Source organism: Peribacillus sp. TH27, assembly GCF_016650915.1.
Classification (GTDB): domain Bacteria; phylum Bacillota; class Bacilli; order Bacillales; family DSM-1321; genus Peribacillus; species Peribacillus butanolivorans.
The window spans coordinates 3,848,048-3,861,318 of the sequence record NZ_JAEKEV010000002.1 but is presented as its reverse complement, the minus strand read 5'-3'; the positions used below and the strand labels follow the sequence as shown (position 1 = coordinate 3,861,318).

Annotated in this window: 14 protein-coding genes; 9 read left to right on the top strand and 5 right to left on the bottom strand. The window is 38.9% G+C overall.

The features are described 5' to 3' along the window. Nucleotides 1-867: an ATP-binding protein gene (locus JFU24_RS20010; RefSeq protein WP_082527419.1), complete on the bottom strand. Its 867-nt coding sequence runs from the start codon at nt 865-867 to the stop codon at nt 1-3. 141 nt (nt 868-1,008) lie between these two features. Continuing rightward, nucleotides 1,009-2,340: a branched-chain amino acid transport system II carrier protein gene (brnQ, locus tag JFU24_RS20005; RefSeq protein ID WP_201186947.1), complete on the bottom strand. Its 1,332-nt coding sequence runs from the start codon at nt 2,338-2,340 to the stop codon at nt 1,009-1,011. Between the two features lie 268 nt (nt 2,341-2,608). Here brnQ and JFU24_RS20000 point away from each other — a divergent pair, with 268 nt between their 5' ends. After that, nucleotides 2,609-3,175 carry a maltose acetyltransferase domain-containing protein gene (locus tag JFU24_RS20000; RefSeq protein WP_201186948.1) on the top strand — a complete coding sequence of 189 codons (567 nt, stop codon included), beginning with the start codon at nt 2,609-2,611 and terminating at the stop codon, nt 3,173-3,175. Between the two features lie 44 nt (nt 3,176-3,219). On the opposite strand, the gene JFU24_RS19995 is transcribed toward JFU24_RS20000, so the two are convergent. Continuing rightward, nucleotides 3,220-3,864, bottom strand: coding sequence for an SDR family oxidoreductase (locus JFU24_RS19995; protein ID WP_201186949.1), 645 nt, complete (start codon nt 3,862-3,864; stop codon nt 3,220-3,222). A 387-nt stretch (nt 3,865-4,251) separates the two neighbouring features. Between JFU24_RS19995 and JFU24_RS19990 the strand changes: the two genes are divergently transcribed. Further along, nucleotides 4,252-4,515, top strand: a complete 264-nt coding sequence (locus JFU24_RS19990) for a CD3324 family protein (protein WP_053347873.1) — start codon at nt 4,252-4,254, stop codon at nt 4,513-4,515. A 162-nt stretch (nt 4,516-4,677) separates the two neighbouring features. Continuing rightward, a complete protein-coding gene (locus JFU24_RS19985) occupies nt 4,678-5,313 on the top strand; it encodes a FusB/FusC family EF-G-binding protein (protein ID WP_201186951.1) in 636 nt (211 codons plus the stop codon). 108 nt (nt 5,314-5,421) lie between these two features. Here JFU24_RS19985 and JFU24_RS19980 read toward each other — a convergent pair whose 3' ends face one another. Both JFU24_RS19980 and JFU24_RS19975 read right to left on the bottom strand, forming a co-directional pair. Beyond that, a complete protein-coding gene (locus JFU24_RS19980) occupies nt 5,422-5,850 on the bottom strand; it encodes a cytidine deaminase (RefSeq protein ID WP_397329221.1) in 429 nt (142 codons plus the stop codon). Nucleotides 5,851-6,010: 160 nt separating this feature from the next. Further along, nucleotides 6,011-7,159 (bottom strand): amidohydrolase, encoded by a 1,149-nt coding sequence (locus JFU24_RS19975; protein WP_274608142.1) that lies wholly within the window; start codon nt 7,157-7,159, stop codon nt 6,011-6,013. 472 nt (nt 7,160-7,631) lie between these two features. Between JFU24_RS19975 and JFU24_RS19970 the strand changes: the two genes are divergently transcribed. From JFU24_RS19970 to JFU24_RS19945, 6 genes are all read left to right on the top strand, one after another. Further along, a complete protein-coding gene (locus JFU24_RS19970) occupies nt 7,632-8,960 on the top strand; it encodes an LLM class flavin-dependent oxidoreductase (protein WP_201222870.1) in 1,329 nt (442 codons plus the stop codon). Nucleotides 8,961-9,041: 81 nt separating this feature from the next. After that, complete coding sequence (locus tag JFU24_RS19965) at nt 9,042-9,575, top strand: GNAT family N-acetyltransferase (RefSeq protein WP_201222868.1); 534 nt, start codon at nt 9,042-9,044, stop codon at nt 9,573-9,575. A 20-nt stretch (nt 9,576-9,595) separates the two neighbouring features. Then, complete coding sequence (locus JFU24_RS19960) at nt 9,596-10,396, top strand: amino acid ABC transporter substrate-binding protein (RefSeq protein ID WP_201186960.1); 801 nt, start codon at nt 9,596-9,598, stop codon at nt 10,394-10,396. A gap of 23 nt (nt 10,397-10,419) precedes the next feature. Continuing rightward, nucleotides 10,420-11,091, top strand: a complete 672-nt coding sequence (locus JFU24_RS19955; protein WP_201186962.1) for an amino acid ABC transporter permease — start codon at nt 10,420-10,422, stop codon at nt 11,089-11,091. Nucleotides 11,092-11,095: 4 nt separating this feature from the next. Then, on the top strand, nt 11,096-11,851 hold the full coding sequence (locus JFU24_RS19950; protein ID WP_201186964.1) for an amino acid ABC transporter ATP-binding protein: 756 nt from the start codon (nt 11,096-11,098) through the stop codon (nt 11,849-11,851). A gap of 17 nt (nt 11,852-11,868) precedes the next feature. Then, the gene (locus tag JFU24_RS19945) at nt 11,869-13,212 is read left to right on the top strand and encodes an MmgE/PrpD family protein (RefSeq protein WP_201222867.1); all 1,344 of its coding nucleotides are present in this window, start codon (nt 11,869-11,871) and stop codon (nt 13,210-13,212) included. Nucleotides 13,213-13,271 lie beyond the last annotated feature (59 nt).

Here is a 13,271-nt window from a genome sequence, read left to right as displayed (position 1 = left end):
TTAGAATAATGTATCTGCCAAATTCTTCACAAACTCCCGCTCTCGTTCCTCGTCCAACTTATCCACGATGGAGCGAAGAATCGCACGTTTCGGGGGAATCAATACACTGAGGTCACAGGCATCAAGCAAAGCCCGAATTGATGCTGCATCTTCAGCCACTTTTCCTTGATTAACGGCGTTTATCAAGTCACCTGAGAGCTTAACGAACAATTCGATACTTCTTGAATCCTTCAACTGTGTATTCGATTGAATCAATTGCTTTAACTGCTCTCCTTCGATATAAGGAACCTCGATCACGACAAACCGGTTTTTCAGCGCCTCATTCAGCGGTACTGTACCGACATAGCCTTCGTTTATTGCAGCAATTACGTTAAAACCATCTTTCGCAGTGATGACTTCGTTCGTGAACGGGTTCGTTATCGTTCTCCTGTAATCGAGCACCCCATTGATTAACGGCAGTGTTTCCGGCTTCGCCATATTGATTTCATCTATGTATAAGAAATGTCCATGATTCATCGAATTGATAACAGGACCTGGAACGAATTCAATCACCTGTTTTTCCTCTTTGTAAGCAAGCGTCTTGAAGCCCAATAAGCTTTCAGCATCCAAATCGACTGAGCAGTTGACACTGAACATCGGTTGGTTGAATAAATTCGATAACGTCTCGGCAAATTTCGTCTTCCCTGCCCCTGTCGGTCCTTTCAAGAGGATGTTCTTCCCCATACTTAAGGCTGTAATGGCATCCACCATCAACTCCATCTCAGGAGGCAGATATCCACCTTTCCTTATCAGTTCCTCAAATTGAGAAGAATTTTTTTTATTTGTATGTAAAATATTAGCTATTTCTTTTGGTAAACGATTAATCATTGTCTCCATACACCCCTTTTTCATCATTTTAATGCTCTTTACCGGTAAAAACAAACACTAAGAAAAAGAGCCGTCATAAAGACAGCTCTAAGAGTAATCATTTACATTCAACGTTCTGATGCCTATTTTCTATAACTAGGCTTAATACACTTCTTCGGGACTCCTTTTCATTAGGCTTATCGTAAAGCCTAATACACCACCAAAGATGGCTGGAAGCACCCATCCTATTCCTACACTATATAATGGAAGGAAATCGGTGAAAAAATCGGAAATAGCATAAATTTTAACACCGGAAGCCATTAATCCATCCAAAATACTGATGATGGCTGTTAATAATAAACTCCCCAAGTATACCTCGGATTTTCCTTTGAAAAAGGAATGCAAGAATGTTAACACAATTAAAACGATGGCCAATGGATAAATCGCGGTTAACACAGGCACTGTAATCGAAATTAGTTTAGTCAGACCTACATTGGCAACAGCTGCGCTAAAAACTGAAAAAATAACAACAAATGACTTATACGATACAGCAGGAATTACTTTATTGAAATAGGAAGAACAAGCTGTTATCAAGCCTATACTAGTAGTTAAACAAGCTGCGATTACTATTAACCCTAACAGTACTGCACCTGCAGGACCAAAAAAATAATTCGAAGCTTGCGCTAGAACGTCTCCACCATTCCCTAAATAACCAAGTTTCTCCACACTAGTTGCTCCGACATAAGTTAAAGCAGTATAAACAATTACTAATAGAGAAGCTGCTATAAGGCCAGCTTTCATACAGAAACCTAAAACTTCTCTTCTTGAAGTAATTCCTTTATCTTTGATTGCATTAATGATAATAATACCAAATGCAAATGCAGCAAGCGTATCCATAGTTAAATATCCTTCTTTGAAGCCTTTGAAGAACGAATTATCTGAATAATCCGCAATAGGAGATTGGATTTCCCCCATTGGATTTGCAATTGCCACTACAATTAGTATCCCGATAAAAATCAATAATAGTGGAGTTAGAATTTTCCCGACAATATCCAACATTTTCGATGGGTTAATAGATAATAAACAGGCAAGTCCAAAGTATATGACCGTAAATACTAGCAAAGGTAAAAAGCCGACTCCATCTGGAAGAAAAGGTTTAATCCCTATTTCATAAGACACACTTCCCGTTCTTGGAAGAGCGAATAACGGCCCGAGCGATAAATATAGAACGGCTGTGAAAATAAAACCGAACATCGGGTGCGCTCTGCTTGCAAGCGACTGCACATCACTTTTACCTGAAAAACCAAATGCCAATATTGTGACAAATGGCAATCCAACACCTGTTATGATAAATCCTAAACTAGCAGACCATAAATTTGTCCCGGCCGATTGACCGAGCATAGCAGGGAATATTAAGTTTCCTGCACCAAAAAATAAAGCAAAAAGCATTAATCCTGTAACAATTACAAAAGAAAGTGGTGCTTTCTTTGACATTTTGAAGCCTCCAATATTTTGATTCTCTTAACGAAAGAAAAGAGATGTTGTCCATCTAATTTCGATTTAAAAGTGAAATAAACTACTGAATTGACTTATTCCGTAGTCATGTATCCACCTGAAACTTAAACACAACACCCCTTACTATAAAATGCACTGGAACGTTTGTCAAAAGTTATTACATTTATTATTCAGAAAAATCTTTCTTTTCCTGTTACCTTTATTAAAATGAGAGATAACAAAACAAATTAGAAAGAAGGTTGAAGTATTGAAGACAGAAAAAGAAAAAATGGTGAACGGAGAACTATATATTGCGGCGGACCCAGAATTAGTAAAAGATAGAGAGAATGCACGAAGATTAACCCGACTATACAATCAGACAACGGAAACCGATGAGTGTAAAAGAATTGAACTTCTGAGGGAGCTTTTTGGTTTCAGTGGGAAAAAGATATACATTGAGCCCACTTTTCGTTGTGACTATGGGTATAACATTACTGTAGGGGAAAACTTTTATGCGAATTTTAATTGTGTCATACTGGATACTTGCGAAGTCCGTATAGGAAGGGATTGTATGTTGGCTCCTGGGGTACATATCTATACAGCCACACATCCACTAGACCCATTCGAACGCAGTTCAGGTGTAGAATACGGAAAGCCCGTAACGATTGGAGACAATGTTTGGATTGGCGGCAGAGCCATCATCAATCCCGGAATTACAATAGGGAACACTGCTGTTGTTGCTTCGGGAGCTGTTGTAACAAAAGATGTCCCAGATTGTGCGGTTGTAGGTGGAAACCCTGCTAAGATCATCAAATATATAGAAGGAATAAAATAGCAGAGCACATTCACTTCTGAATGGCTCTGCCTCTATTTTTCTTATTAAATTGTTTTTAACGCTTGAGGAATCGGTGTATCCCCTGTTATTAAGTCAAAGGAACGGTTATACGTATTTTCTTCGATTAATGAGGAAAGAATTGTTTGAGCCACATCCTCCCGCGCAATCGTCCCTCTTTCCAGTTCCTCAGCAGCGGCTACATGGCCTGTGCCAGGTTCGTTCACAAGTCCACCCGGCCGGATGATGGTATACGTTAAACTGCTTTGTAACAATGCTCTATCCGCATAGTGTTTGGCCACATAATATGGTTTGATGGCTTCATTCCAGTTTTCCCTATTATTCGCCTGAAAGGCACTGACCATGATGAATCGGTTGATTCCTAGGTTTTCAGCTGCTTCAATCGTTTTAACAGCACCGTCTAAATCAATCAAAAGCGTCTGATCCGCGCCTGTGCTGCCTCCCGATCCTGCCGTAAACACGATTGCATCGCACCCATTTGCCGCTTTCGCAATCTCATCCACTGATCCCGTTAAACTTACGATTACAGATTCGACTCCGATTTTCTCAAAGTGCTTCCTCTGTTCTTCTTTGCGAATCATTGCTCGTACACTATGTTCCTGGCTATCTTTTAGCAAATCAACCAGGTGTTTACCGATCTGCCCATTTGCCCCAACTACGAATACTTTCATAAAAGTCAGCTCCCATAATGGTTAGTTTACTTTCTATATTCAATTATTTCATGTACAAAGTTCATTATCAAACAATCAGCCCATCCTTCTATCCATTTGGGTCCGTTCATTTTGCATCGTCATATACTGGAAATAGTTTGCAATCACATTTATATATTTTATAATAATTAAAATAAGTGTTATTTATAACACAAAGGGGAGGTGTAAAGATGGCAATAAGACTTTTAATGCCACCTTCTGCAGCGTCTCATGCAAAGCCTAGTATTGGAGGCGATACTTTGCATGGGGTAAAATTAATCTAAACTAACATCGCCCAGCTTATCATTTCTATATATTTGGCTTTGCACCTTATTTTGTTCTAAAAAAAAGAATAAGGGGCTGGCAGAAATGAAATATGTAAAAGCAACGACTGTTTTACCTGAAAAGCTGATTGTGGAAATTCAAAAGTATATACAAGGTGAAACGATATATATCCCTAAACTAGAAACGACTTATCAAAAGTGGGGAGCTAGTTCGGGATCAAGGAAATACATTGATGACAGAAATGCTTCTATTAAATATGCATTTAAAAAGGGGCATACAATTCATCAATTAGCCGAGGAACATTTTCTCTCCATAGAAACCATCAAAAAAATCGTTTATTCTAAATAGGTAAAAAAATTGTAGCGCTGACAATATTATCAGCGCTACTCATATGTCGAGTATGTTTCTTAGTCGTTCTCTACCTTTCAATGTTGATGCAAATTCTGTAAAGTAATTAGAAACGGTACCAAGTTTAAATGGTATCGTAGCAACATGAACAGGGGTGGAAAAATGGAACCTTTTATCAGAAGTGAGCAATATAACTTTATTAAGTCTCAAACTCAGATTCTCATAAATGGACACGCGACTGCGAATGATAGGGATGTTATTCATACCCTGAAAACAGTCGCGAAAGAAAGAGTGTTAAGCTTATTCAATGAATTGAGTGAGGAGCAAAGGCAAGTATTAGACCCAATTGATACCATCAAAGAGCCTGCACAAGCTGAAGTGTTTCTATTGAAGGTAAAGCCATTTGTGATTCCTTTTAAAGAAGTGACTGAAAAAACGATCAAAAAGCTATTTCCTAAAGCGAAGAAGTTAAAGAACCCTATGTTAGAGAACTTAGACTTGAGAGAGATTTCATATTTGGGATGGGATGATATCGGCTCCGGAAAAAAATTCATCATAGCACCTCATCACAATAAGCTATTGGGGTTGCATGGGACAATTAAACCTTCTAACAAAAAAGGTATCTGTGCCATATGCAGTCGCTTTGAAGAATTAGGAATGTTTATGTCCGAAACAAAAGGAACAGTACAAGGTACATTCATTAAAAAAGGTAATTATATTTGCTTGGATAGCTTAAAATGCAATCAAAACATCACCACATTGGATAAATTAAATGATTTTATCGCGCGAATAAAGTAGATATGGTACCCGAATAAAAAAGCAATCCTTCATTATGGAAGAATTGCTTTTTGTGTTTTAATTTTAGTTATAGTATAGGATCAAACTTAGAAAAAGTGGAATCGTATTTTATGAATTTCTAGTATACTTCAGTGGCAGTAATTCAATAATTTTTGTTTTAACTGTTACTCCATTTACATCTAATATGACAAAACAGTCTTCCGCATAGTCTGAGATTAATTCACGACACATTCCACAAGGACTGACAACTTTTAAAGCTCTATCCACTTCATCAGCATATGGATGCTTTACTGCCACAATTGTATCAAATTCTTTTTCTCCGTCCGATATTGCCTTTCCAATTGCAATAGCTTCTGCACATACTGTTACACGGCCAATATATGCTTCAATATGTACGGCAGCAACTATTTTCCCTGTCTTTGTTTTCAATGCAGCACCCACATGATGCTTATTTTCTTCGTAAAGTTCTGTAATTTTAGCACTTGCAGCAGCAATTAAATGATAATCGGATTCATTTAATGGATAGGTTTTCATGATGATATGCCCCCCTTCTCTTTTACTTCAAATATTTCATTTAGTTGACTTGTTGTATACGATTTTTTTTCTACTTTCATTGGATGCATAAGGTAACGAATTTGATGACCTTCTTATTTAGCTTGTTTCTTCGCTTGTTTAACAAATTGTGTTCGATTTACTATCAACTCTTTACTTTTTTCAACGCTTCTAAAGCCAATAAGCGAAAATAGGAAGCGGCTGGGAAAAGTGCCGTTTCATCTACTATAAACTTCGGATGATGCAGGTCATATGGACCGCCTGAACCTAACATTACGAAAGCACCTGGTATTTTTTCTTGGTAAAAAGCGAAATCTTCACCTATTGAGCTAGCTTCTAGCGTTTTTGTCGTGTAGCCTGCTGAGTCTCCAACCTGAAGCATCAAATCTGCCCATTCTGGCGTATTATCAACTGATGGGGGACCTGGATGCCAAGATAATTCAACTTTCGCATTGAATGTTTCACTTATACCATGTAAGACTTGTTTCATACGTTTATGTATAAACTCTCGTTGGATTTTACTGAAGGTGCGTACGGTCCCTTCTAAATATGCACTATCAGGGATAACATTCCACGTTGATCCACTATGAATTTGAGTGATGCTCAAAACGGCGGTCTCTTTTGGTGCCACATTTCGGCTGATGATGGTTTGCAGCGTTGAGATAATTTGTCCTGCTATGATAATCGGATCATTCCCCTCTTCCGGTTTGGCCGCATGTGAGCCAGTTGCTTTAACATGCACTTCAAAGCGATCGACTCCCGCTGTCAATGCACCATGTTTTGTTCCTAACTCCCCAACTTTCAACGTCGGATCATTATGAAGACCAAAAATCACATCCACATCATCCAACACACCGGTCTCCATTAAAGCACTTGCACCGTGTCCCGTTTCCTCTGCAGGCTGAAATATCAAACGAATCGTTCCGGCCATATCTCTTTCTTCTTTTTTTAATAAAAAAGCAGTACCCAAAATGACAGAGGTGTGAAAATCGTGACCACATGCATGCATCACGCCGACGTGCTTTGAAGGGAAGCTCACCTCAGATTGCTCCAAAATCGGTAAAGCATCAATATCGGAGCGAAGTGCTATCGTAGGTCCAGGCTTGCTTCCTTTTATCTCAGCTACCACACCCGTTTCCAATGGAAAATTAAGTATCTTAATATCCTGAGATTGAAGTGCTTCTTTAATTTTCCTAGTCGTTTCAAATTCTTCGTTTGATAACTCAGGTGTCATATGAAGATCACGCCTGAATTTCAATAGATAATTCTCTAATTCTATATTGCTAATAGTCAACGGTTATCCATCTCCTCAAAAATACGATTAAAAGTTTTCCACATTCATTCTCATGAAAAAATTAAAGAACGAAACTAATTCCAAGGAATATCAATTGAAGCAGCTATCGCTTGTTGATAAACGTGTAAAGTATGAGTTCTAATTTATGTAGCATGGTAAGCATCTGATGGAATGAAGTCAATCATATCCCAGAAATGAAAAGTGTTTATTTTGAATATTTTCCATTGACAATTTATTATACAAAATGCTACCATTTGAAGTAATTTACTATATTAACGTATCAATACAAAAAAGTATTTAATTTCAATAGTAGTAAAAAAGTAAAGACATTACATACACTTTGGGCGGAAGAAACCCTCTTCTAATTGGAAGCGGGTTTTATTTTAGCAATAATTCAGAGTAAACCAGTAAGGATATTTATATTATAAATCCCCTGCGTTTAAAAGTGAAGACACAAAGGAGTAATTGACACATGAAAAAGAAAAAAGTAAAACTAGGTGTATTTTTGGCTGGAACAGGACATCACGTTGCTTCTTGGAGACATCCAAACGCCAATCCGAAAGCTAATATGAACATCGATTATTTTAAGGGGTTAGCGCAGACTGCAGAAAAAGGATTATTTGATTTATTATTTTTGGCAGATAGTTTGTCAGTTGCAAAGGACTCGCACCCTAATATTCTGACACGATTTGAGCCATTGACCCTGTTATCTTATCTAGCCTCGGCGACTTCCAATATTGGTTTGGTTTCAACAGCCTCCACCACCTACGAAGAACCCTTTAATGTTGCTAGAAGATTCGCTTCTTTAGACCATATTACCTCGGGCCGTGCTGGCTGGAACGTAGTCACAACGTCCCTTGCCTCTACAGCAGCAAATTTTAATAAATCAGAACATCTAGAACATAGTCTACGTTATAAAAGAGCTACTGAATTTGTTGAAGTTACCAAGAAATTGTGGGACTCATGGGAAGACGATACGTTGATTATTGATAAAGAAACAGGTCAATTTATTGATGAAAGCAAGTTTCATGAAATCAATCATCAAGGTGAGTTCTTCACTGTAAAAGGACCATTAAATGTTTCTCGCTCTCCTCAAGGGCATCCGGTTATCGTACAAGCAGGCTCTTCTGGCGATGGGCAATTGCTTGCAGCAAAGCACGCAGAGATTGTCTTTACTGCGCAGGAGAACAAGGAAGACGCGATTTCATTTTACAATGAGTTAAAAAGTCATTTGGCCGCTTTTAATCGGGAGAAAAGCAGCTTGAGTATTATGCCAGGATTGTTCCCGATTGTGGGACAGACTGAGAAGGAAGCCAAAGAGAAGTATGAGGCATTACAGGAGTTAATTATTCCCGAAATAGGGTTGGCTATTATGGGAAGGTATTTTGGAAATGTGGATTTTTCGAGTATCCCTTTGGATACACCGTTTGCTGATATTTCATTGCCTGATAATGTAGATAGTATCCAAAGTAAATATGATTTGATCGTTAAACGAGCGACCAATGAAAATTTAACATTACGTCAGACATATCAATGGGTTGCAGGTTCACGTGGACATCATATCGCAATTGGAACACCAACGCAGATTGCGGATAAGATTGAAGATTGGGTGAATGAAAATGCAGCTGACGGCTTTAATATTATGCCAGCCCTATTACCTGATTCTTTAACAGATTTTGTTGAACTTGTTGTCCCTGAACTGCAATCAAAAGGAATTTTCCGTACGAAATATGAAAGTAACACATTACGAGGGAATCTTGGCCTGGATAAACCGGTCAATCAATATTCTCATAACTTTTAAACTTCTTACACCTGGATGATGGTTCGCAAAGACAGAGCCACCCCACCGAAGAAGAAATTACTAGAGTATAGGAGGTACGAGATGAGTCAAATATTTCGTGAAGTACAAGTAGAAGATGTGGATAAATTTCTTCGTTTAACATTAGATGCTTATGCGAGTATTCGAGAATTGGATATTCACTTCTCTGCGTCAACAGCCACAAGAGAGGAAGCGATTAAACACATAACCGAAAATAAGGTATATGTTCTGGAGGAAAATGGGACATTCATTTCCACCGTATCGATTCGGTTACCATGGGGCCCAAATCCTGGCCCGCTCGTATTGCCACACATAGGCTGGTTCGCTACAAACCCTGCATATAAGCGTCAAGGCATAGGGAAAAAAGTTCTGTCATGGCTCGAAGAAGAAATTTTGAAGAAGCAACTGAGAGCCCCCGCGGTTACACTCGGAACCGCGGATAATCATCCATGGCTAAAAGAAATGTACGAAAAAAGTGGATTTGAAGAGATAGGTCAAAAAGATTTAGGCAAAGGTCATCTCACGATATATTTGAGGAAAATATTGCAACCGGAACAATATCAAGCTTGGACTGCAAAACATAATCAAACTATTTAATAATTAGGAGGAAAACAACGATGAAAAAAATCCTTTCCCTTGGACTCTCTTTACTTTTCATAGTAGTACTTGCAGCATGTGGCAATTCAAAACAAGAGGATACGGCAAAAGATTCCTTGCAAAAAACAATCAAAGTGGGGTCAACTGGCCAAAGCTATCCAAATGGTTATCAAGAGGATGGTAAATTAATTGGTTTTGACGTAGAAGTTACAGAACGCATCGCTAAGGATTTAGGATACAAGGTAGAGTGGGTCACTTCTGATTTCAGTGGGATAATGGGGCAATTGGGATCAGGTAAATTAGACACCGTTGCGAATGCGGTTGCTATAACACCAGAACGCCAAGAGCAATTTAATTTTACAGAGCCATATAGTTATTATGGTGCACAAATTGTATCAAGCACAAAAAACAATGATATTAAAAGTTTGGCTGATCTTAAAGGCAAAACCGTTTCCGGTGTGTTGGGGTCTAATAACGTTGCGAACCTAGAAAAATATGATAAAAACGGCGATATCAAAATACGAACCTATGAAACTCGGGATGGCGCAATGCAAGATGCCATTAACAACCGTGTTGATGGATATATCAATTCCCGCCCAATCCTAGTTGCAGAAATAAAGAAAAATGATCTTCCGTTAAAACTAGTCGGTGATCCAGTTGCCTATGAAAATGTAGGATATCCATTTCCCAAGACAGAAAAGGGAAAAAAATTAAATGAAGAATTCACGACAGAAATAAAAAAACTTAAAGAAGATGGTACATTAGCGAAGCTATCCAATAAATATTTTGGTGAAGATATCACCACGAATTCCGGCGAATAACATAGCGGAGGTTTTAAAGCATTATGAATTTTGATTTACAATATATGTTGGAAATTTCCCTACAAATCGCAAAATTTATTCCGATCACTCTGGTTTTAGCCATCATTTCGATGGTTTTAGCCATTATTATCGGACTTGTAGTAGCCTTAATAAGAAATAGTACTATTTTTGGAATCACCCATTTGGCAGGCTTATATATCTCTTTATTTCGAGGGATGCCAACATTGGTACTTTTATTCATCATTTACTACGGTTTACCACAGTTATTCCCGTCGTTGTCAACGATGGAAGCAATCACGGCGGCGATCATTGGATTTAGTTTGAAAGAATCCTCCTATTTAGCAGAAATTTTCCGAGCTGGATTGAATTCCGTGGACAAAGGGCAGATGGAAGCGGGCCTTGCAACTGGCATGAAACGAGTGCAGATTTACTCGCGAATCATTTTACCACAGGCTGCTTTAAATGCATTGCCAGCAACAGGAAATACATTTATATCTTTGATTAAAGAAACGTCCCTTGCCTTTACATTAGGAATCACGGAACTATTTGCAGAGGGAAAAATGATTGCATCCGCTAACATGCGCTTTTTCGAGACGTATTTGGTGGTTGGCTTGATTTACTGGCTATTGGTTATTCTTTATTCTTGGATACAAAAATATCTGGAGATTTGGCTCAGCAAACCACTTAGAAGGTGATCATATGATAAAAGTAAGAAACTTAACCAAACATTTTGATGATAAACAAGTATTGAACGATATTAACTTGGATATAAAAACCGGGGAAGTTGTCGCCATTATTGGTCCTTCTGGTTCTGGAAAATCAACGTTATTACGCTGTCTGAACTTGTTGGAAAAGCCCAACAGCGGCACCATAGAAATCAAGGATGTAAAATTGGATACCCAAAAATATAAAGAGAGAGACGCGTATCAATTAAGACAGCAAACAGCGATGGTATTCCAACACTATAACCTATTTAAAAATAAAACGGCCTTAAAAAACGTGATTGAAGCGTTGCTTGTCAGCAAAAAGATGAAAAAAGAGGAAGCCATTCAAATCGGCGAGGATTTATTGAAACGGGTTGGCTTAGAAAAACAGGCAAAACAATACCCCGCTACCTTATCTGGTGGACAACAGCAGCGTGTTAGCATCGCTAGAGCTTTAGCTGTAAAGCCACATGCCATTTTATTTGATGAACCTACCTCCGCTCTTGACCCTGAATTGGTTAATGAGGTTTTGCAAGTAATACGGGAGTTGGCAAAAGAAGATACCACTATGGTGATTGTGACGCACGAAATGCAATTTGCGAAGGAAGTCGCGGACCATGTCATTTTCATGGCTGATGGACATATTATCGAACAAGGCACCCCAGAACAAGTAATTGACCATTCTCTTAATCCGAGAACGCAGCGTTTTTTACGGCAAATGGGAGATGAATCAGACGGAGCAGCCAGGTAAAAAAGGAAGTGGTGTGGATGAACACGGAAATGTTAGAAGAAGCGATCTATTATTCTAATCCTTTGGAAAATGAGTTGGTAAAAAATGCTGCCATCGAAGGAATGCTTGATTATCTAGCTGTTTCCTATCAAACAAAATCTGAGAAAGAGATTACGATTTTAAAACAAATCATTTTGGATGAAGGCGGAAATGGAAAGAGTTACTTGATTGGAAGTGACATTCAAGCAACAAGGGCCCAAGCAGCACTCTTCAATGGCTTTCAAGCTCATTTACTAGATTATGATGATGTACATTCAGATGTAAGAGGCCATCCAAGCGCAGTCATTTTGTCTGCTTTGTTAGCGGTGGGAGAACCAGAAATGCCCGGGAATCGTTTTTTAGCTGCCTATGTGATTGGTGTGGAGATTATGGCTCGGTTTGGCGAAGCTATGAACCCCTATCATTATACAAAAGGTTGGCATAATACAGCTACACTAGGCGTGATAGCTGCTGCTGGGGCGATTGCATACTTACGGGAATATCCTCCACGTTTAATAGCTGAAACGATGAGTCTGGCCGCTACGCAATCGGCGGGTCTTCGGCTTCAGTTTGGTACTGTGGTAAAGCCACTCCATGTAGGAATTGCTGCTAAAAACGCTGTGGATTCAGCGGATTGGATTCGTGCGGGATTACATAGCAACCCAGACTTCTTAAATGGAAAGAACGGTTTCTTTGAGGTATATGCGGATAATGGAGTTCCCGATTTGACAGTAAATTGGGGAAAGACATGGCGTATCGTTACACCAGGGTTATGGTTTAAACAGTACCCTTTTTGTTCTGCTGCTGCACATGGCGTGGAAGCAGCTGTTTTTTTACAAAAGAAGTACGATTTGTCGGATGAAGATATTCAATCGGTGAGTGTTTGCTTTCCTCCAAATGGTGATTCCGCTTTGATACATCGTAACCCCGCGACTGGTGAAGAAGGAAGATTTTCGATCGAGTATATAGTATGGCTCGCGCTCTCAGGCAAACCGCTGACCTTTTCATCTTTTGAATCGACACCTATTCCATCTTCATGGAGAAAATCTTTTCAGAAAGTAACTAGAGAGATAGATGTAACGACCAAGCCTTCAAAGACAGCACTCCCAGTGGGACGATTTACAATTGTGAACGTGACCACAACAAGTGGGGATGTGCTTTCGAAACGAATCGATACACCTAAAGGAAGTCCTGGGAATCCTTTAACTAAATCCCAACTAAAAGAGAAATTGCTTCAAGCCGTAGGAGATGACGTAAAGACAGAAAAAATAATTGCATCTGTCCATGCACTAACTCACACAGAACTTGGTGTTTTTCAAGAAGCAACTACAGAAGCTGAATGATAGTATTTTAGGCGGACAGTGTTTATATACTGTTCGCCTATTTTGTATACCTAGCAATA

Bases quoted from the DNA above. Each gene is read 5' to 3' on its own strand.
- JFU24_RS19950 (WP_201186964.1), top strand. From the start codon at position 11,096: ATGATAAAAGTAAGAAACTTAACCAAACATTTTGATGATAAACAAGTA.
- JFU24_RS19970 (WP_201222870.1), top strand. From the start codon at position 7,632: ATGAAAAAGAAAAAAGTAAAACTAGGTGTATTTTTGGCTGGAACAGGA.
- JFU24_RS19990 (WP_053347873.1), top strand. From the start codon at position 4,252: ATGAAATATGTAAAAGCAACGACTGTTTTACCTGAAAAGCTGATTGTG.
- JFU24_RS19985 (WP_201186951.1), top strand. From the start codon at position 4,678: ATGGAACCTTTTATCAGAAGTGAGCAATATAACTTTATTAAGTCTCAA.
- JFU24_RS19960 (WP_201186960.1), top strand. From the start codon at position 9,596: ATGAAAAAAATCCTTTCCCTTGGACTCTCTTTACTTTTCATAGTAGTA.
- JFU24_RS19995 (WP_201186949.1), bottom strand. From the start codon at position 3,864: ATGAAAGTATTCGTAGTTGGGGCAAATGGGCAGATCGGTAAACACCTG.
- JFU24_RS20010 (WP_082527419.1), bottom strand. From the start codon at position 867: ATGATTAATCGTTTACCAAAAGAAATAGCTAATATTTTACATACAAAT.
- JFU24_RS19965 (WP_201222868.1), top strand. From the start codon at position 9,042: ATGAGTCAAATATTTCGTGAAGTACAAGTAGAAGATGTGGATAAATTT.
- JFU24_RS19945 (WP_201222867.1), top strand. From the start codon at position 11,869: ATGAACACGGAAATGTTAGAAGAAGCGATCTATTATTCTAATCCTTTG.
- brnQ (WP_201186947.1), bottom strand. From the start codon at position 2,340: ATGTCAAAGAAAGCACCACTTTCTTTTGTAATTGTTACAGGATTAATG.
- JFU24_RS19955 (WP_201186962.1), top strand. From the start codon at position 10,420: ATGAATTTTGATTTACAATATATGTTGGAAATTTCCCTACAAATCGCA.